Source organism: Sphingobium sp. Ant17, assembly GCF_000588875.1.
Lineage (GTDB): Bacteria > Pseudomonadota > Alphaproteobacteria > Sphingomonadales > Sphingomonadaceae > Sphingobium.
On record NZ_JEMV01000028.1, the window covers coordinates 25,210 to 43,739 of the forward strand.

Consider the following 18,530-nt stretch of genomic DNA (forward strand, 5'->3'; position numbering starts at 1 on the left):
GACACCCCTCCGTCTGCGCTTCGCGCAGCCACCTCCCCTTACAGGGGAGGATTATTGCTACCCTAAATAATCGCAAAGCCCGGCGGCAGGCGCAGTTCCCGCGCCACGGCCAGCACCGCCTGCGCCAATGGTCCCATCGGCGCGCTGTCGGATACGATGACGCCGACCCGGCTGCCCTCCCCCATGTCCGGCAGCGGAGCCATGCGCGCCCAGCGCAGCCCGTCCAATAGCGCGGCATGGCTGTCGGGAATGATGGAACAGAGCCGTCCCTGCTGCACCAACCCCAGCAACGCGACATAGCTGTCCGCCGTCACCAGCGGCCGCAGCGCCAGCCCGCGCTCGGCCAGCCGCGCGTCCAATATCCGCCGGTTCTGCATCCCCTGATGCAACAAGCACAGCGGCAAATCGGCCAGGTGCGCCCAGTCGATGACGGCAGGGATCGGCACGCCGCCCACCGCGCTTACCAGCATCGCGCGCTCGGCGTAGAGCGGCACCGACAGCGCATGGGCGGGTGGCTCGAAATCGAGATAGGTCAGCCCTGCATCGAGTTCGAACGCCGCCAGTTCGCGCTCGATCTGGCGCGATGTCAGCGCCCGCACCGAAATGTTCAGCCCCGGATAGCGTTCCAGCATCGCCGTCGCCAGGCAACCGATGGCGGGCATGGCGGCGGGGATGGCCCCCAGTCGCAACTCGCCCTTTAATGGTCCACGCGCGGTTTCCGCTGCCTGTCCCAGCGCCTCGGCCGCCGCCACCAATTGCCGCGCCCAGGGCAGGATCGCTTCGCCTTCCGGCGTCAATCCGCCATATTTGCGGTCGCGGCGGATGAGGCGCTTGCCCAATTGCGCCTCCAGCGTGGCGATCCCCGCCGACAGCGTGGGTTGCGACACATGGCATTGCGCCGCCGCCCGCGCGAAATGGCCTTCGCGCTCCAGCGCCAGAAAATATTCGACAAGCCGGGTCTGCATCGCTTTGCTATAGTCCTTATAGAGCGGAGCTATCAAGGAAGCGCTATGGCGGCAGGACGGATATTGGGCGCGGTGCTGGCGGGGGGACGGTCCAGCCGCTTCGGCAGCGACAAGGCGATGGCGCAGATGCCCGATGGCCGCACCCTGATCGACCATGCGATGGCGGGCCTTGCCCCCCATGTCGCGCAGGTGGTGATTTGCGGGCGCGCAGGCGGCCTGCCCGATCGGCCCGCGCCGGACATGGGACCATTGGGCGGCCTCAATGCCGCGCTGCATCATGCGCTGGTCCAGGGCTTTGACGGGGTGCTGACCACCGGCTGTGATATGCCGCTTTATCCGGCAGAGTTGCCCGCCGCCTTGATCGGCGAGGGCGCCGCGATCCTCAAGGGCCAGCAACTGCTTGGCTGGTGGCCCGCTACGCTTGCGCCCGATCTCGACGCCCATCTGGCGGCAGACAATAGCCGCTCCATCCATGGCTGGCTCGACCGCATCGGCGCGCGCGTGGTGGATATGCCGTGGCTGGCGCTGCCCAACATCAACCGCCCGGAAGACCTGACGCATTGGGCGGAAGACGACTGACGTCGGCGCCCGGCTGTTGCGAGAGTGGCCAACTCGGTCTATGATCGCGTTGCCGACCCACGAAAAGGAACCCGCCATGGACATCGCCCTGACCGCTTAGCCCGCCCGCTCTGCCTTCAGGAAAGCCTGTGTCCATGCCTGCCATACTCCTTTCGACCCTTGGATGGTCCGCGCCCGACGGCACCGCCGTTCTGGCCGGTCTCGATTTCCGCTTCGCCCCCGAACGCATCGGCCTGATCGGTCGCAATGGCGTCGGCAAATCCAGCCTGCTCGCGCTGATCGCCGGGGAACGCACCCCGACGCACGGCCATGTCACGATCGACGGGCGCATCGCCGTGCTGCGCCAAAATCTTGAGCCAGCGCCAGGCGCGACCATTGCCGACCTGTTCGATGCGCGTGAAGCTTTGGCGGTGATCGACCGGGCGGAGGTGGGCAGCGCGACGCTCGATGAACTGGATGCCTGCGACTGGACATTGCCCGCGCGCATCGCCGATGCGCTGGCGGACGTGGCGCTGAGCATCGATCCCGCAACGCCGCTCGCGACCCTGTCAGGGGGCCAGCGCACCCGCGCCGCGCTCGCCGCCGCGCTCTTTACCCAGCCCGATTTCCTGCTGCTGGACGAGCCGACCAACCATCTGGATGCCGAAGGCCGGGACGCAGTCATCGCGCTGCTCGCGCGCTGGCGCGGCGGGGCGATCGTCGTCAGCCATGACCGCGCGCTGCTGGAGACGATGGACGCCATCGCAGAACTCACAACGCTCGGCATCGCCCGCTATGGCGGCAATTGGTTCGCTTATGCGGCGCGCAAGGCGCTAGAACTGGCCGCCGCGCATCATGATCTCGACCATGCCGAAAAGCAGGCCTCGACCCTGTCGCGCAAGACCCAGCAAATGACCGAGCGCAAGCAGCGGCGCGACGGCGCAGGCAAGCGCGACGCGGCCAAGGGCGGGATGCCCCGCATCCTGATGGGCCAGCGCAAGCAGCAGGCCGAACAATCGGGCGGCGATGCGGTGCGCCGCGCCGGGCAGCAACAGGACGAAGCGCGGCAGGCGATCGATGCGGCGCGCGCACGGATTGAGATATTGGAGCCGATCCGCATCGCCCTGCCCTCCGCCAACGTGCCGCCGGGCCGCATCATCCTGACGCTCGACGCGGTAACGGCGGGCCATGTGCCGGATCGCCCGATCCTGCACGACATCAGCCTGACGATCAGCGGGCCGGAGCGGGTGGCGATCACCGGGGCGAATGGGTCGGGCAAATCGACATTGCTGCGCCTGATCGCGGGTGATCTGTCGCCCATGGCGGGCCAGGTTCACCGCCCTGTCGATTGCGCGCTACTCGATCAGGACGTTGCCCTGCTCGACCCCCTGCGCAGCATCGCCGACAATTTCGCCCGGCTGCATCCCGGCACGACCCGCAACGCGGTGCATTCAGCGCTGGCCCGCTTCCGGTTTCGCGCCGACCTGGCGCTGCAACAGGTGGGGACGTTGAGCGGCGGGCAGCGATTGCGCGCTGGGCTGGCCTGCGTGCTGGGTGGAGCCGCGCCGCCGCCCCTTTTGCTGCTGGACGAGCCGACCAATCATCTCGACCTCGATTCGATCGCGGCGATCGAACAGGGGTTGAACGCCTATGACGGCGCGCTGCTGGTGGTCAGCCATGACGCGGCTTTCCTGGATGCGATCGGCATTACCCGGCGGATCGCCCTGCCGCTTTAGTGGGCGGCGGACGTGTCCACGGGTCCGGTCGGTTTGGGCGCGAGCCAGACGATCGCCGTGGCGAGGAACAGGACGAGCGCGGAGAGGAAGAAGACATGATCCACCGCGATCGCCAATGCTTCCTGATCGACCAGATTGGAGATGACTTGCCGCGCTTGCTCGAAGGACATGCCCATAGCGCTGAGTTGCGCCTGCGTGTCCGCCGGTTGCAATGTTCCCGCTATCTCGCTGCGAGAAACGCGCTGGCCATTGCCCCATCCCGTCAGCACCAGCGAGGTCGCAATCGCCAGCGCCATGGTCCGCAGGAAATTCTGCAGACCTGCCGCCGACGCCGTCTCATCGGGTCGTACAGACCCCAGCGTCAGCGTGGTCAGCGGGATCATGAAGAAGGGCATGGCGAAGCCCTGGATAAATTGCGGCGCGGCCATCGACCAGAAATCGATCGAACTGGTCCAATGCGCCCGCCACAAGGTCATCAGTCCCAGCCAGAAGAGCGCGCCCGAAATCATGATGCGCGGATCGACCCGGCCCGTCAGCCGCGCCGCGATCGGCGCGGCCATCAGTGCGGCCATGGCGGTGAAGGCGGTCAATATTCCGGCGTCGGTAGCGGTATAGCCCATTGATGTTTGCAGCCATTGCGGAATGATGACGATACCCGCGAAATAGGCACCAAAACCGAGCGCCAGCGAAAAGACGCCCGACGTAAAGCCGATATGGCGGAACACCCGCAGATCGACGATCGGATGCTCCTCAGTCAATTCCCAGATGATGAAGGCCGCAAAGCCGATCGCGGCCAAGATCGCCAATATCACGATCAACGGATCGCTAAACCAGTCATGGTCGCGGCCGATATCCAGCATGATCTGCAGGCAGCCGATCCAGAACACCAGCAGGAACAGCCCCATCCGGTCGATCGGCAGGCGCGCCGTTTCGGTTTCCACCGGGCGCAGCAGCGCCATCGCCGCCGTCACGCATAGAATGGCGATCGGCACGTTGATGAAGAAGATCCAGTGCCAGCTCCAATTGTCGCTGATATAGCCGCCGATGATCGGCCCCATCGCCGGACCGAGCAGCGTGGTCATCGCCCATAGCCCCATCGCCCGCGCGCGTTGGTCAGGCGGAAAGATGCGCAGCAAGAGCGTCTGCGACATCGGCATGATCGGCCCGCCGCACAGCCCCTGGCCGATGCGGCACGCCACCAGCATGGTGAGCGACATGGACAGGCCGCACAGCACCGAGAAGATGCCAAAGCCGATCATCGCCCAGATGAACATCTTCACCACGCCGAACCGCTGGGCGAGCCAGCCGGTCAGCGGTACGCAGATGGCCTCCGCAACGGCATAGGAGGTGATGATCCACGTTCCCTGGTCGGGCGTGATACCCAGATTGCCCGCAATATGGGGCACCGAGACATTGGCAATGGTCAGGTCGAGCACGACCATGAAATTGCTGAGCGCCAGCACCAGCCCGGCCAACGTGCGCTGACGCGGCGTCAGCCGGGAAAAGATGCTGTCCTCGTCGCTCATGTGCCGACCTTTCAGCGACCGGAAAGGTCGATCTCGACCTCCGTGGAGAGACCCACGCGCAGCGGATGCGCCGCCAGTTCCTTAGGGTCGAGCGCGATGCGGACGGGCAGGCGCTGAACCACCTTGATCCAGTTGCCGGTCGCATTCTGCGCCGGGATCAGCGAGAGCGATGCGCCGGTGCCACCGGAAAAGCCGGCGACCTTGCCATGATAGACGACATCCCCGCCGTAAATATCGGCGGTCACGGTGGCGGGCATGCCGACCTTCACCTGGCCCAGTTGCCGTTCCTTGAAATTCGCGTCGACATAGACCTGGGCCAGCGGGACGATCGTCATGATTGGGCTACCCTGCGCCACGCGCTGGCCGACCTGGACCTGTCGCTTGGTGATCACGCCGTCGATCGGCGCGCGGATGGTCGTGCGCTCCAGATCGAGCTTCGCCGCGTCGAGCTTCGCCTGCGCTGCCATTACGGCCGGGTCGGTATCGACCTGCGATCCGCGCACCAGCGCATCATTGGCCGCCAACTGTCCGCTTGCCGCGCTGCGCGTCGCTTGCGCGGTGGTCACGCCTGCACGGGCGACATCAAGCGCGCGCGGGCGGCGGCATAGGCGGTGCGCGCGCTCGTCACTTCGTCGCCCGACACGGCCCCGCCGCTGACCAGCGCCTCGCGCCGCTGCAGATCGACCCGCGCCTTTTCGACATCGGCCTGCGCGCTGGCGAGTTGTGCCCGCGCCTGCACGATATCCGCGCCGCGCGCATCAACCTGTGCCGACAGCGCGCCGCTGGTGGCCGATGTCTGGCGGAAGCGGCGCTGCGCCTCTGCCAGATCCGCCTGCGCCTGCGCGATCGCGATGCGGGCGTTGGTGGGGTCGAGCTTCACCAATATGTCGCCGCGTTTCACCGTCTGGGTGTCGCTGACCAGGACGTGCGACACCTGCGCGGAGATAAGCGGGGTTACCTGCGCCATCTCGGCATTCACATAGGCATTGTCTGTGCTGACATAGTTGCGACCGACCAGGAAATACCATGCTGTCCATAACAGACCGGCGACGATCACCGCGAGCGCCAGCCGGGTCAGCCAGGTCTTGCGCGCACTGCTGCGGTCGGCCTGGCCTTCGTCGGTGGTGGCGGAAAATTCGGGAGTGGCGTCAGCCATGGGGTGCGTCCTTGGGCATTGCAGCGCCGGGGGTGAAACCACCCCCCAGCGCCCGGATCAGAGCGATATCGAGCGAAAAGGCACTGGCCTCCAGCGCGGAAACGGTACGCTGCGCGGCGAGGAGTTGATCCTCGACATTCAGCACGTCCAGATAGGTGGACAGGCCGCCATCATAGCGTTTCTTGGCAATGCCGTAGGCATCCTGCGACGCAGCGACAGCCGCACGGGCATCGACCAAGCGCGCGTCCAGCGTGCGGCGGCTGGTGACGGCGTCGGCCACTTCCTGATAAGCCGTCAGCACGGCCTTGTCATAGCTTGCCACCGCTTCGTCATAGGTCGCGCGCGCACCGCGATATTGGCCCTGCAGCGCGCCGCCGTGGAAGATTGGCAGGCTGATCGCTGGCCCGGCATTGCCGAAGATCGAGTCCTTCTGGAACAGGTTATTGGTGAAGGGCTGGGCCGATCCGATCGCGCCGCCATTGGCGAAGACCGTGTTATAGCCCAGCGACTGCAGGCCGATCAGCGCGCTCAGCCGCACGGCGGGGAAGAAATCGGCGCGCGCGACCTTGATCCGCTTGGCCGCCGCCTCGGTACGGGCGAGGGCCGCCGCAATGTCGGGACGGCGTGCGACCAGATTGGTGGTAACGTCGGCAGGAAGCCCAAGCGGTGCCAGCGCGCCGGGCGTGGGCCGCGTAATCGCTGCCCCCCGGTCCGGCCCCGCGCCGATCAGTGCCGCGATCTGATGCTGGCGCAGTTCGATCGCCATGCGCGCGCCAGCCAGTTGCGCCCGTGCGGATGCGACCGTGGCGTCGGCCTGCCGCACGCTGCCGCGCGTTTCCAGTCCGTTCTGCCGCCGATCCGCAACCAATTTCTGGCTGGCCATGCGGATGTCGAGCGTGCGCTGCTGGATGTCCGCCTCGTCATATAGCCGGGCGAGGTCGGCATAAGCGTCGGCGATGCCGGTGGTCAGCGCCAGCTGCGCTTGTTGCGCGTCGAGTTCGGCTGCGCGCGCCTGCGACGTCGCCCCCGCTAGCGCCGCGCGGTTCTTGCCCCACAGGTCGAGATCAAGCCCCAAGTCCAACGCGAGCCGCCCGGTGCCAAGCCAGCCCTGCGGCACAAATTCCTTAGGCAACCCCATATTATAGCTTTGCTTGGTAGCGGCCGCGCTGGCGTCGAGATTGGCCGAGGGCAGCAATGCGGCGCCCGATTGCTGCGCCATGCCCTGCGCCTGCCGGAACCGGGCGGCGGCGATCGCCATGTCGGGTGCGTTGCGCAAGCCTTCCTCGATCAGCGCGGTCAATTGCGGATCGCCATAAGCGCGCCACCAATCCGCCGCTGGCCAGGCCGCCTGCGGTGCTGCCAGGCTTGCCTGCGCGGCAATCGTTTCTGCCGCGCGGATTTCAGGCTTGGCACCCAGGTCAGGCACCGCCGCGCATCCCGCCAACAACGACAATGTCGCAGCGAGAAGCAGCGGGCGAACAGGCAGGGAAAGGCGACTCACCAACATGAAAAACCGTACCATCTAGTATGCAAATCGCATCTGGCGTCGCGACACCGCCTTGTCAAGATTTTTATCATACTCTATGGTACGGTTTCATGACAGCTACTTACACTGCCCAGCCCCCCAGCCGAAGGGAAGCCCGCCGTCTCGACCGGCGCGATGCCATTCTGACGGTCGCGGAGACGTATTTCCTGGAACATGGCTATGCCGGGACCACCATGTCCGGCATCGCCGCTGCCCTGGGCGGGTCCAAGGGCACGTTATGGAACCATTTTCCATCGAAGGAAGCGCTTTTCTCCGCCGTCATCGACCGGGTGGCCACGGCCTATCGCGCCCAGCTTTCGCAAGTCCTCAATCCCTGCGGCGTGCTGGAACCCACATTGATCCGCGCCTGTGAAAGCCTGCTCGACCGGGTCTGCTCGGCCGAAGCGATCGCGCTGCACCGATTGATCCATGCCGAAAGTGCGCGACTTCCCGAACTCAGCCGCATCTTCTTCGAACTCGCCCCCCGGCATACCCGCGCCCTGCTCGCGGGCTTCATCCAGAACGCCATGGATCGCGGCCAGTTGCGACAGGCCGATGCGGCTGACGCGGCCCGCATGCTGTTGGCGCTGATCATGGCGGGCACCCATCAACAGTTGATGATCGGTCAGATTACCGAACCCGTGCCCGCCCAGATACAGGCCGACGTGTCGCTTGGCGTCGATCTGTTCCTGCGCGCTTATGCGCCCGACGCGGCATCGCCGGCATCCGCGCCATAATGGCGCGCTGACCGGGCAATATGTTAACCATTTGTTTGTCCAGTCTTCCTATGCTTCTGCCAAGATAAAAGGGACGCACGATGCCATTTTTCAAGCGCAACGAGACCCGGCGGATCAATGGGACCGACGAGAGCGGTCGCCTGCGATCCCAGCGCCGTCTGCGCGTCCTGCTGATCGACGAAAACCCTACGGCGCGCGCCGTCGTCGCGCGCCGCCTGTCGCACCTCAATTACGACGTCGCACTGGCTGAAAACGGGTTCAGCGCGCTCAACCTGCTGCTGACACATCGAGCCGACATCATCCTCATCGACATGGGGCTGACAATGCTGCCCGCAATTGCCACCATGAAGAAGATCCGCGCCGCCAACCTTGCCGGTGCCGCCTGCTTCGTCATGATCGCCGGGCGGATGGACAGCCAGTCAACGGTCGAGGCGCTGGACGCAGGCGCGGACGACTATGTCGTCAAACCCTTTGATTTCGACATATTCGATGCCCGTTTGCGCCATCTGTGCCAACGCGCCGAACAGATTGGGGCGCTGACCCGCCACAATGCCGAACTCGACGCGCGGATCGCGCGCCGTGCCGTGGAACTGGGCGAAACCCGCGAAACCTTGCGCGAATTGCAGGTCGATCGCGCCCGGCTCGTCTCTTCGATCCAGGCTTTGCACGACGAACTCGAACGGGTGACCGCCCGACGGGGGTAAGCGTCAGCCCAGGGCCAGCCAGAGCGACAGTCCCTCGCCCGGCTGCACGGGCGGCGCATTCACCATGATCCGCACCGCATCGGCCCGCGCCCGGTCCAGGATCGCAGGTGCGACCTGTGGCTGGTGATAGACCCGGTCAGCCTCACCCAACAGCCGCGCGACCCGCAGCGTCAGGTCGTCGGGATCGTTGGATAGCAGGATGATCGGCTCCAGCCGAGTCGCATCCGCATCGCCCTGCCCTTCGATCCAGCGGGGCACGGCGTCCGCCGCACCGGCACGCAGGGGATCGATCATCCCGCCCGCCGCCAGCCCCGCATCGATCGCCCGGCGTCGATCGCCGCCATCGGGCCAGCGCGCGCGGATCGCTGCCCGCGCTGCCGACAATGTGCTCGCCAAAGCGCCAAGACCCGCAGGCATCAGCGTCTCCAGCCTTTGCCGCAACGCCTTTGCCAATCCCGCCGATGCGCCCCCCGTGCCGATCGCAATCAGCACCGGATCGCGATCCACGATCGCGGGCAGCGTGAAGTCGCACAGATCGGGATTGTCGGTCGCATTGACCAGCACCCCGCGCGCGCGCAGCCGCTGGGCGGTGACAGCGTCGCCATCCGACACGATCGCAATCCGCGCCTCGCCATCCTCTTCGCCGACGATCCGCGCGCCCGCGCGCTCCAACAGACGGCGCTTGGCGTCGGCCGCCTCGCCCTCTCCGGTCAGGATCACGGCCCTGCCCGTCAGGCGCAGAAAGACCGGCAGGCTGTGCATCAGTCGGCCAGCCAGTCGGGAATCGAATCGCCCTCGATCAACGTCTCGATCGGCGGCCGTGCGCGCACCACGGCCCACCGGTCACCCGACACCAGGACTTCGGGCGTCAGCGGGCGGCTATTATAGGTGCCCGCCATCGTCGCGCCATAGGCGCCTGCGGTCATGAAGGCGACCAGATCGCCCGCCTCCACCACGTCCATATCGCGGCCCATGGCGAAGGTATCGCCCGTCTCGCACACCGGCCCCACGACATTGGCCGCCGCCAGTTGGCCCGATGGCGCAACCGCGCGAATATCATGCCAGGCGTCATAAAGGCTAGGGCGCAACAGGTCGTTCATCGCGGCATCGACGATGACGAAGGGTGCCTTGGCCCCCTGCTTCACCCGTACCACGCGCGACAGCAGCGCGCCCGCATTGCCCACGATCACACGGCCGGGTTCGAACATCAGACGCACCGGCCACCCCTGCGTTACGCGGCACACCATGGCGCCATAATCGGCGGGGCTGGGCGGCAACGGCTGGGACGGATCATAGGGAACACCCAGGCCACCGCCCAAGTCGCCGGTGCGAATATCATGGCCTGCTTCGCGCAGCGCCGTGATGAGCGCGCCAACCTTAGTGAAGGCGGCCTCCAGAGGCGCAAGATCGGTCAACTGGCTGCCGATATGGACGGCGACGCCCTGCACATCCAACCCCGGCAGGTCGCGCGCGGCGGCATAGCTGGCGATCGCCCGGTCATAGGGGATGCCGAACTTATTTTCCGACTTGCCGGTGGAAATCTTGGCATGGGTGCCCGCATCGACATCAGGATTGATGCGATAGGCGACAGGTGCCCGCTTGCCCATCGACAGCGCGACCTCCGACAGCATTTCGGCTTCCGGTTCGCTCTCCAGGTTGAATTGGAAAATGCCATGCTCCAGCGCCAGCCGCATTTCCTCGGCGGTCTTGCCCACGCCCGAAAAGACGATGCGGTCGGCCGGGATGCCCGCCGCCACCGCGCGCAGCAACTCGCCGCCCGACACCACGTCCGCGCCCAGACCCAGCTTCGCCAGCGTCGCCAGCACGGCGGCATTGGGGTTGGCCTTGACCGCAAAGGCGATCAGCGGATTGTCGAGCGCGGCCAGCCCGGCGCGGAATACGTCGACATGGCGCTCCAGCGTCGCGGTCGAATAGACATAGACAGGCGTACCGACGGCATCGGCAATCGCTGCCATCGGCACCTGCTCCACATGCATGGTGCCGTCTACATAGTCGAAATGGTCCAATTTCGGATCCTTACAGGCTTATTGCGGCTGTTTTTCAGGCGGCAGGTCGAACGGGTCGTCGCCCCGCTGGCGCGATTGGGTCAGCAATTCGACGTTGCGCTCCGGCCGCGCCTGGATCGACGGGGTCATCAGCTCGCCGCTGGTGGGGGCCGTCGCCGCGCCCACCGGCACGGCGGGCCGTTGCTGGTCCTTGATCGGTTTGAGTGCCGTGCGACCGCCGCAGGCCGTCAACACCAGCGCTGCGATGGACAGTGCGGCGAGCGTCCGCATCCTCATGATCCCAGTTCCTCTCTCGCCTGCGCGATCCGCGCGCGCACCTGAGCGGGTGCCGTTCCGCCATGGCTCGTCCGGCTCGCGACCGACGCATCGACCGTCAGCACGGCATAGACGCGCGCGTCGATCCGCGCGTCGATCTGCGTGAGTGTCGCGATCGGCAGCTGGTCCAGCGGCACGCCCGCTGCCTCCGCCGCCGCCACCGCGCGCCCGGTGATATGATGCGCCTCGCGGAACGGAATGCCGCCCTCGCGCACCAGCCAGTCAGCAAGGTCCGTCGCGGTGGCGAAACCGCTTTCGGCCAGGCCGCGCATCCGGTCGGTGCGGAACGTCACCGTTTCGATCATGCCGGTCATCGCCGCGATCGACAGGCCGAGCAGGTCATGCGCCTCGAACACCGGCGGCTTGTCGTCCTGCATATCCTTCGAATAAGCGAGCGGGAGGCCCTTCATCGTCACGCAGAGTGCGGTCATGCAGCCCATGATCCGCCCGGCATGGCCGCGCACCAGTTCGGCCGCATCGGGATTGCGCTTTTGCGGCATGATCGAACTGCCGGTCGAATAGGCATCGGGCAACTTGACGAAGCCGAAGGGCTGGCTTGCCCAGATGATGAACTCCTCCGCCAGCCGGGACAGATGCAGCGATGCCTGCGTCGCCGCCATCAGGTAATCGAGCGCGAAGTCGCGGTCGGATACGCTGTCCAGGCTGTTATCGGTCGGCCGGGCAAAGCCCAGAGCCTCCGCCGTCGCCTGGCGATCGATGGGAAAGCCGGTGCCGGCAAGCGCCGCTGCACCCAGCGGACATTCATCGGCGCGCGCCCGCGCATCGGCAAAGCGGCTGCGGTCGCGCCGCACCATTTCATAATAGGCCATCAGATGATGGCCGAGCGTCACCGGCTGCGCCGATTGCAGATGGGTGAAGCCCGGCATCACCGCATCGGCATGCTCGTCGGCCCGTGCGAGCAGGGCGCGCTGGAGACCAAGCAGGCCCGCCTCCACTTCGTCGATCGCATCGCGCACCCACAGGCGGAAATCGGTCGCCACCTGATCATTGCGGCTGCGCGCGGTGTGCAAGCGCCCGGCAATCGGCCCGATCAGCTGCGCCAACCGCGACTCCGTGACCATATGAATGTCTTCGAGGTCGAGGTCGACGGGCACGCCATCGGCTTCATATTCCGCCGCGATCCGGTTCAGACCTTCGGTAATCGCCTGTGCATCCTCGCCCTCGACGATGCCCTGCTGGGCCAGCATCGCGACATGCGCCTTGGACCCGGCGATATCTTGTTGCCACAAACGCTTGTCGAAAGGGATGGAGGCATTTATCTCGCGCATGATCGAAGCGGGGCCGGCCGCGAACCGGCCACCCCACATGCTGTTGGAGCCTTCTCCCTTGGAACCTGTTTCGCGCGCGCTAATGATACTGCTCCTGGCTGCCGGTCTGGCGGCTTGCGATAGGCAATCGCCGCCCGCTGGGCAAGCCAATGCAAGCATGAGCGGCGAGGTTCCCGCATCCGGGAATGCGACGACGGACAGCGAAGCGTTCAACTATCGGCTCGATCGCAGCAAGGCGGGGACGGCCGCGCCGACCTTTGCCTTCCAGAACCCCGATGGCGGCGAGGCGACGCTGCAGGATTTTGCCGGACGGCCGATGCTGGTCAATTTATGGGCGACCTGGTGCACGCCGTGCGTCGCGGAAATGCCGACGCTCGACCGGATCGCGGCCACCTATGGTCCCAAGGGGCTAGCCGTCCTCACCATCTCGCAGGACAATCAGGGCGAAAAGGCGGTAAAGCCCTTTTTCGCCAAGCATGACCTGCCCCATCTCAAGGGCTGGGCCGACCCCGACAATCAGTTCGGCTTCGACTATGCCACCGGCCTGTTGCCCACTACCGTCCTCTATGACGCGCAGGGCAAGGAAATGGTCCGGGTGATCGGCGCGATGGACTGGGAAGGGGCCGAAGCCAAGGCGCTGATCGACGCCGCCATGGCTCCTGAACGCAAACAGTAAAGCGGCGCTAGAACGAACGGATCGACATAATCCACCATGCCAGTTGCATGCAAAGTGCATTATCTACAATGCAAAATTGGCAATTGCCGAAAATCGTAGAAGACAATTACTCTGATGATTCGCCGTTCGGACAAGCGACAGCAAATATTGCACTTTTACTTAAAAAATTGTGCGGCGCAGTAGAGGCTTTGCCTAGACCAATCGTCAAACCCCCTGTCATCAACAATGCAATAACAGGGGGCATGAATGACACGCTTGTCAGCGCTTAAACTTTCATTGATTCTCGCTTCGTCTTGGTCCGCTTGCGCGCTGGCTCAGGAAGCACCGCAGGAACCACAGGTCGATGAGGGCAGCGCCATCATCGTCACCGGCACGCGCGCCGTGGGCATGCAGGCCACAGATAGTGCTGCGCCGATCCAGGTGTTAGGTCAGGATGCGATCGCACGGGTCGGCCAACCGAACCTCAACCAAGTTCTGACCCAGATCGTCCCGAGCTTCACGGCGCAGACACAGGGCACCGATCTTTCCAGCTTCTCGCTGTCCGCTCGCCTGCGCGCCTCAGCCCGAACCACACGCTGGTTCTGGTCAACGGCAAGCGCCGTCACGGTAACGCCATTCTGCAGGTTCTCGGCGCCTTCTCCGGTTCGGCCGCACCTAGCATCGACCTCATTCCGCCAGATGCCGTATCGCAGGTCGAAGTCTTCCAGGAAGGCGCGGCCGCCGTCTATGGTACGGACGCGATTGCGGGCGTCATCAACTTCATCCTCAAGGACGAAGCCGAAGGCGGCTCTTTCAAGGTCACCGGTGGTCAATATTATGACAGCCAGGGCGAGTTGTTCTCGGTCTCGGGCAATTATGGCGTCAAACTGGGCGAAGATGGCTTTCTCAACGTAAGCCTGTTCCACCGCCGCCAGGATTATACGACCCTGGGTGAGGGCCAGGTCCAGGTGACGAAGCCGGACGGCACGCTTCAACCCAATGCGCCTGCGCAATGGGCCAATCTGGCCGGTGACGCGCTCGCCAATATCAATGGCGGTCAACCCAAGACCGAACTGAACCTGCTGTTCTACAATGCTGGCTATGATTTCGGCGGCGTCGAAGTGTATAGCTTTGGCGATCTTTCCCGTCGCGAAGGCTGGGCCAAGCAGGGCTACCGTCATCCCAAGCGCATCTGTTACGAGGCCGGAAACCTGGGCGGCGGCGTGACCCCGGCGGCCTACGACCCCAGCATCTGCTACAGTGACACCGGCGTTAACGGCATGGTCCCGCTGCAGCATGTGATCGAAGATGAATATAGCTTCACGGTCGGTGCCAGGGGCGAATTTGGCGGCGGCTGGAACTATGACCTCAGCACCACTTACGCCAATCAGAAGAATGATATCTGGACCGAAAATTCCGCCCATCGCGAGGTATGGCAGGAAAGCTATGCCGCATCGCTGGCCGGGATCGGTACCCCCAACACGCCCGACAAGGCCTATGATGGCGGCTTCCGTCTGAGCCAGACCACCGTGACCGCCGACATCCGCAAGGAATTCGAAGTCGGCATGGCCGCGCCACTGACCTTTGCCTTTGGTGGTGAATATCGCAAAGACACCTATGAAATCGTCCAGGGCGATTTCTATTCGACCTACAAGACGGGCGTGCAGTCCTTCCCCGGCTACAAGGCGACCGACGCTGGTCGTTTCAAGCGCAGTTCGCGTGCCGGCTATGTCAACTTCATCGCCCAGCCGGTCGAAGGCTGGACGGTCGATCTGGCCGGCCGCTATGAAGATTATACCGACTTTGGCGACACTCTGATCGGCAAGATCACCACGCGCTACGACTTCTCGGACGCCATCGCCATCCGCGGCACCGCCAGCACCGGCTTCCGCGCACCGTCGCTCGCCGAACAGAAATATTCGACGATCAACGTGGGGCCAACCAGCGCCGTGGCCCAGTTGCCTGCGGGCAGCCCGGCGGCGGCTTTGCTTGGCTTCGACTCGCTTGGCCCTGAAAAGTCCAAAAACTTCTCGGCGGGCATCGTGCTGCGGCCTGTGCCCAAACTGGCCATCACGGTCGATGCCTATATGATCAAGATCAAGGATCGCATTGCCGCCACGGCATCGCGTAACGCTGTCCAGGGTGGCGTCGTCCAGCCAGGCGCTGCTGCGATCTTCGACGCGCTTGCAGCAGCAGGCATCGTCCTTGATACCGCTTTGCAGACTGTGGGCGTTCAGAGCTTCACCAACGGTATCGATACCCGGACGACTGGCGTCGATTTCTCGATCAGCTACCCGGTGGCGCTGGACTTCGGCTCGCTAGCCCTGTCGCTCAACGGCAACTACAACAAGACGAAGATCACCAACAACAAGGTCGGCTATCCGCTGTTCAACGCGGCGTCGGAAAGCAACATCGAAGATACGACGCCGAAATATAAGGTCGGCTTCGGCGCTCTGCTCAAGGCGGGCAAGTTGAGCGTCAACCTGCGCGAAACCCTCTATGCCAAGACGAGCGTCCTGGTTCGGCCGGGTGTAGGCAGCGGCGTAGTGCCGGAAGGCGGCTTCCTGATCGCCGATGGTGCTCTGGTCAATGGCGTGAACGCGAACCAGTTGTATTTCAATGGCGTGGTCAAGGCGGCGGTCATCACCGATCTCGAAGTCGGCTATGACTTCACCGACAATGTGACCTTCTCGCTCGGTGCGAACAACCTGTTCGACAAGGTGCCTGAAGTACCCAAGATGGTGACGGGCGCTGGCGTAGTCGTCAATCCGGGCGTGTCGCCTTACCAAAATGGTGCGGGTTCCTATAACAGCCCCTATGGCCATGGTGCTTACGGCACGGCGGGCGGCTATTACTACGCACGCATCGACTTCAAATTCTAAATCACGTCACGAAGGAGGGCCGGTTCGGGAACGAACCGGCCCTTTTCCTATGGAGGGTGCCTGCATGACCGGATCGTCCGACAGCCTGTCCCGCCGCATGTTGATGCGCGGCGCGGTTGGGGCCACTGCCCTGACCACCGCCGCCCCTGCCCTGGCCCAGCGCGGGCGCAAGGTCGATCTGCCCGACGATCCGGCCGCTATGGTCGCGAGCCTGACCGATGGCATCTTCCTCAACAGCAATGAACATCCCGTCGGCCCCGGCGCTGCGGCGCTTGCCGCACTGGCCAAGCTGCCGCCTTTGTCGGGGCGCTATGGCATGGCGTTCGCCGCCAAGCTGGAAAGCCTGTTCGCGCGGCAGAATGGCTTGTCCCCCGAACAGGTGCAGGTCCATCCCGGCTCCTTCATGCCGCTCCGCTCGGTCGCGCTCACCTATTCCTCGACCGATCGCCCCATCGCCTATTTCGAGCCGACCTTCGACCAAGGTTTCCTGGGGCTTGGCAACCAGAGCGTGACGCGATCGGTCGCCGTGCCGCTGTCGGGCGATTTCGCCGCAGACCCACGCAAATTGCTCGCCGCTGCACCGAATGCGGGCGTCTATTATCTGTGCAATCCCAATAACCCGACGGGCCTCGTCACGGCGCGGGCCGACATCGATTGGCTGCTCGCCAACAAGCCCAAAGGCGCGATCCTGCTGATCGATGAAGCCTATATCGATTTCAGCGATGCCCGGACCTGCCTCGATCTGGTCGCGAGTGGCGCGGACGTGCTGGTGACGCGGACCTTTTCCAAGATTTACGGCCTTGCGGGCTTGCGCTGCGGCCTGATCGCAGGGCGCAAGGATCTGCTCGACGGCATGGCCCGCTATGGCACCAACATTACCCCCATGCCCGCCGTGATCGCGGCGGAGGCGAGCCTGCTCGACCCCACGCTGCTGCCCGCGCGCAAGGCCGAGAACAAGGCGGTGCGCGAGGATCTCTACCGCTGGCTCGACGCGCAGGGGCTGCGCTACCTCCCCTCGCAGGCGAGCTTCGCGATGATCCATGTCGGCCGCCCCGGTGCCGATGTGACTGCCACGCTCGCAGCGCAGAAAATCTATATTGGCGGCCCGCGCAAATATATGGACGACTGGGTCCGCGTCTCGTTCGGCACACCGGCCGAAATGCAGGCATTCAAGGCTGCGCTGCTCAAAGCGCTGGCATGAGCCTTAGCCGTCGCGAGGCGCTGGGTGCGGCGGTGGCGCTGCCGTTGGCTGTGCAGGCAGCGCGCGCGGCCACGCCGACCTTGCCCGATAAGGCCGGCTTTGCCGCCACGCCGGTCGCCTATCTCGACAGTGCCTCGACCCATCCGATCAGCCTGGGCGCGCGCGCGGCGATGGACGCCTATGTCGCGACCCGCACGCTCGACCCCACCGCCGCCGCCCGCAAGCCGGTAGATCGGGCCGGAGTCATCGCCAAATTCGCGCGCCTTGTGAACGCCGACGCGGACGAAATCACCTGGGTCGAATCCACCACCATGGGCGAGCAGGCGGTGCTGCGCGCGCTCGGCTTTCCCGCCAACAAGGGCCGCGTGGTCACCGACACGCTGCATTTCTACGCCGCCTTCCCCATGTATCTGGAAATGGCCAAACAGGGCGTCGATGTCGCCTGGGTCAAGGCGCGCGCGGGGCGTATCGAATTGGACGATATGGCGCGCGCCATCACGCCCGGCACCCGACTCGTCAGCCTTTCGCTCGTGTCGACCTATAATGGCTTCCAGCATGACCTGAAGGCGGTGTGCGACCTGGCGCACAAGGTCGGCGCGCTGGTCTATGCCGACATCATCCATGCGGCGGGGGCCGTCCCGCTCGATCTCCACGCCAGCGGCGTCGATTTCGCCGCCTGCGCCAGCTATAAATGGCTGATGGGGGATTTCGGGCTTGGCTTCCTCTACGCGCGGCGCGGCGTGTGGGACCAACTGCCCCGTACCGAATATGGCTATTATGGCTTTGCCGCACCCGACGCTCCGCCGGGCATTGGGCTTTCGCCGCCGCAGACCCATGCCTATCCGCTCGATCCGCCGGGCAACGCGCCGGTCAGCTATGCCATCCGCACAGGCGCGCTCGGCCATTTTGCGACCGGCACCTACGCGCAGGCGATCGTTGCCGCGCTCGACCATTCGCTCGACTATATCGGCCGCCTGTCGGTGCCCGCCATCCAGGCGCACGCCCAACAGTTGATTGCCCCCTTGCGCGACGGCCTGCGCGCCAAGGGCTATGCGATCGTCACCCCGCCGGGCACTACAACCCCGCTGCTGAGCGCGCTGCTGCCCGGTGCCAAAGCGCGGCTGTCGGACCCGCTGGCCAAGGCGGGGGTGCGTGTGTCGCTGCACGATCATCATCTGCGCGTCTCGCCATCGGTGTTCAACGATGCGACAGATGTCGAACGGCTGCTCGCCGCCCTGCCCCGCGCCTGATATT

At 65.0% G+C, this 18,530-nt stretch carries 15 protein-coding genes and 2 pseudogenes; 9 read left to right on the forward strand and 8 right to left on the reverse strand.

The window, feature by feature from the left end; all coding sequences use genetic code 11:
• Nucleotides 1-62: 62 nt before the first annotated feature.
• Complete coding sequence (locus BF95_RS13565) at nucleotides 63-965, reverse strand: LysR family transcriptional regulator (protein ID WP_043151984.1); 903 nt, start codon at nucleotides 963-965, stop codon at nucleotides 63-65.
• A 45-nt stretch (nucleotides 966-1,010) separates the two neighbouring features.
• Between BF95_RS13565 and mobA the strand changes: the two genes are divergently transcribed.
• Both mobA and BF95_RS13575 read left to right on the forward strand, forming a co-directional pair.
• Nucleotides 1,011-1,544: a molybdenum cofactor guanylyltransferase gene (mobA, locus tag BF95_RS13570; protein WP_043151942.1), complete on the forward strand. Its 534-nt coding sequence runs from the start codon at nucleotides 1,011-1,013 to the stop codon at nucleotides 1,542-1,544.
• 134 nt (nucleotides 1,545-1,678) lie between these two features.
• Nucleotides 1,679-3,259: an ABC-F family ATP-binding cassette domain-containing protein gene (locus BF95_RS13575; RefSeq protein ID WP_043151943.1), complete on the forward strand. Its 1,581-nt coding sequence runs from the start codon at nucleotides 1,679-1,681 to the stop codon at nucleotides 3,257-3,259.
• Here the strand turns inward: BF95_RS13575 and BF95_RS13580 are convergent.
• The 3 genes and pseudogenes from BF95_RS13580 to BF95_RS13590 all read right to left on the reverse strand — a co-directional run bounded on the left by BF95_RS13580 (nucleotide 3,256) and on the right by BF95_RS13590 (nucleotide 7,448).
• Nucleotides 3,256-4,785, reverse strand: a complete 1,530-nt coding sequence (locus BF95_RS13580; RefSeq protein ID WP_043151944.1) for a DHA2 family efflux MFS transporter permease subunit — start codon at nucleotides 4,783-4,785, stop codon at nucleotides 3,256-3,258. The two genes, BF95_RS13575 and BF95_RS13580, sit on opposite strands and share 4 nt — an antisense overlap.
• A gap of 11 nt (nucleotides 4,786-4,796) precedes the next feature.
• Nucleotides 4,797-5,941, reverse strand: a pseudogene (locus BF95_RS13585) (EmrA/EmrK family multidrug efflux transporter periplasmic adaptor subunit).
• Nucleotides 5,934-7,448: an efflux transporter outer membrane subunit gene (locus tag BF95_RS13590; RefSeq protein ID WP_043151985.1), complete on the reverse strand. Its 1,515-nt coding sequence runs from the start codon at nucleotides 7,446-7,448 to the stop codon at nucleotides 5,934-5,936. Before BF95_RS13590 ends, BF95_RS13585 begins: the two are co-directional and overlap by 8 nt.
• Nucleotides 7,449-7,537: 89 nt before the next feature.
• On the opposite strand from BF95_RS13590, the gene BF95_RS13595 reads away from it, so the two are divergent.
• Both BF95_RS13595 and BF95_RS13600 read left to right on the forward strand, forming a co-directional pair.
• Nucleotides 7,538-8,203 (forward strand): TetR/AcrR family transcriptional regulator, encoded by a 666-nt coding sequence (locus tag BF95_RS13595; RefSeq protein WP_043151946.1) that lies wholly within the window; start codon nucleotides 7,538-7,540, stop codon nucleotides 8,201-8,203.
• 80 nt (nucleotides 8,204-8,283) lie between these two features.
• Nucleotides 8,284-8,907 (forward strand): response regulator transcription factor, encoded by a 624-nt coding sequence (locus BF95_RS13600; protein WP_043151947.1) that lies wholly within the window; start codon nucleotides 8,284-8,286, stop codon nucleotides 8,905-8,907.
• 3 nt (nucleotides 8,908-8,910) lie between these two features.
• On the opposite strand, the gene BF95_RS13605 is transcribed toward BF95_RS13600, so the two are convergent.
• From BF95_RS13605 to argH, 4 genes are read right to left on the reverse strand one after another with little or no spacing between them, the layout of a single operon-like run.
• Nucleotides 8,911-9,669 carry a precorrin-2 dehydrogenase/sirohydrochlorin ferrochelatase family protein gene (locus tag BF95_RS13605; RefSeq protein ID WP_043151948.1) on the reverse strand — a complete coding sequence of 253 codons (759 nt, stop codon included), beginning with the start codon at nucleotides 9,667-9,669 and terminating at the stop codon, nucleotides 8,911-8,913.
• Nucleotides 9,669-10,934, reverse strand: a complete 1,266-nt coding sequence (gene lysA, locus BF95_RS13610) for a diaminopimelate decarboxylase (RefSeq protein WP_043151949.1) — start codon at nucleotides 10,932-10,934, stop codon at nucleotides 9,669-9,671. Before lysA ends, BF95_RS13605 begins: the two co-directional genes overlap by 1 nt.
• A gap of 18 nt (nucleotides 10,935-10,952) precedes the next feature.
• A complete protein-coding gene (locus tag BF95_RS13615; RefSeq protein WP_043151950.1) occupies nucleotides 10,953-11,210 on the reverse strand; it encodes a hypothetical protein in 258 nt (85 codons plus the stop codon).
• Complete coding sequence (argH, locus tag BF95_RS13620) at nucleotides 11,207-12,577, reverse strand: argininosuccinate lyase (RefSeq protein WP_043151951.1); 1,371 nt, start codon at nucleotides 12,575-12,577, stop codon at nucleotides 11,207-11,209. The genes BF95_RS13615 and argH overlap by 4 nt, the downstream gene beginning before the upstream one ends.
• A gap of 43 nt (nucleotides 12,578-12,620) precedes the next feature.
• Here argH and BF95_RS13625 point away from each other — a divergent pair, with 43 nt between their 5' ends.
• The 5 genes and pseudogenes from BF95_RS13625 (at nucleotide 12,621) to BF95_RS13640 (ending at nucleotide 18,526) form a co-directional block, all read left to right on the forward strand.
• Nucleotides 12,621-13,214: a TlpA family protein disulfide reductase gene (locus BF95_RS13625; protein ID WP_043151953.1), complete on the forward strand. Its 594-nt coding sequence runs from the start codon at nucleotides 12,621-12,623 to the stop codon at nucleotides 13,212-13,214.
• A gap of 47 nt (nucleotides 13,215-13,261) precedes the next feature.
• Nucleotides 13,262-13,483 (forward strand): hypothetical protein, encoded by a 222-nt coding sequence (locus BF95_RS27405; RefSeq protein WP_152542725.1) that lies wholly within the window; start codon nucleotides 13,262-13,264, stop codon nucleotides 13,481-13,483.
• A pseudogene (locus tag BF95_RS13630) lies at nucleotides 13,461-16,075 on the forward strand (TonB-dependent receptor plug domain-containing protein). The gene BF95_RS27405 and the pseudogene BF95_RS13630 overlap by 23 nt, the downstream one beginning before the upstream one ends.
• A gap of 64 nt (nucleotides 16,076-16,139) precedes the next feature.
• The gene (locus BF95_RS13635; protein WP_043151986.1) at nucleotides 16,140-17,276 is read left to right on the forward strand and encodes an aminotransferase class I/II-fold pyridoxal phosphate-dependent enzyme; all 1,137 of its coding nucleotides are present in this window, start codon (nucleotides 16,140-16,142) and stop codon (nucleotides 17,274-17,276) included.
• Nucleotides 17,273-18,526 (forward strand): aminotransferase class V-fold PLP-dependent enzyme, encoded by a 1,254-nt coding sequence (locus tag BF95_RS13640; RefSeq protein WP_043151955.1) that lies wholly within the window; start codon nucleotides 17,273-17,275, stop codon nucleotides 18,524-18,526. The genes BF95_RS13635 and BF95_RS13640 overlap by 4 nt, the downstream gene beginning before the upstream one ends.
• Nucleotides 18,527-18,530 lie beyond the last annotated feature (4 nt).

Bases quoted from the DNA above. Each gene is read 5' to 3' on its own strand.
- BF95_RS13565 (WP_043151984.1), bottom strand. From the start codon at position 965: ATGCAGACCCGGCTTGTCGAATATTTTCTGGCGCTGGAGCGCGAAGGC.
- mobA (WP_043151942.1), top strand. From the start codon at position 1,011: ATGGCGGCAGGACGGATATTGGGCGCGGTGCTGGCGGGGGGACGGTCC.
- BF95_RS13575 (WP_043151943.1), top strand. From the start codon at position 1,679: ATGCCTGCCATACTCCTTTCGACCCTTGGATGGTCCGCGCCCGACGGC.
- BF95_RS13580 (WP_043151944.1), bottom strand. From the start codon at position 4,785: ATGAGCGACGAGGACAGCATCTTTTCCCGGCTGACGCCGCGTCAGCGC.
- BF95_RS13590 (WP_043151985.1), bottom strand. From the start codon at position 7,448: ATGTTGGTGAGTCGCCTTTCCCTGCCTGTTCGCCCGCTGCTTCTCGCT.
- BF95_RS13595 (WP_043151946.1), top strand. From the start codon at position 7,538: ATGACAGCTACTTACACTGCCCAGCCCCCCAGCCGAAGGGAAGCCCGC.
- BF95_RS13600 (WP_043151947.1), top strand. From the start codon at position 8,284: ATGCCATTTTTCAAGCGCAACGAGACCCGGCGGATCAATGGGACCGAC.
- BF95_RS13605 (WP_043151948.1), bottom strand. From the start codon at position 9,669: ATGCACAGCCTGCCGGTCTTTCTGCGCCTGACGGGCAGGGCCGTGATC.
- BF95_RS13615 (WP_043151950.1), bottom strand. From the start codon at position 11,210: ATGAGGATGCGGACGCTCGCCGCACTGTCCATCGCAGCGCTGGTGTTG.
- argH (WP_043151951.1), bottom strand. From the start codon at position 12,577: ATGTGGGGTGGCCGGTTCGCGGCCGGCCCCGCTTCGATCATGCGCGAG.
- BF95_RS13625 (WP_043151953.1), top strand. From the start codon at position 12,621: ATGATACTGCTCCTGGCTGCCGGTCTGGCGGCTTGCGATAGGCAATCG.
- BF95_RS27405 (WP_152542725.1), top strand. From the start codon at position 13,262: ATGCAAAGTGCATTATCTACAATGCAAAATTGGCAATTGCCGAAAATC.
- BF95_RS13635 (WP_043151986.1), top strand. From the start codon at position 16,140: ATGACCGGATCGTCCGACAGCCTGTCCCGCCGCATGTTGATGCGCGGC.
- BF95_RS13640 (WP_043151955.1), top strand. From the start codon at position 17,273: ATGAGCCTTAGCCGTCGCGAGGCGCTGGGTGCGGCGGTGGCGCTGCCG.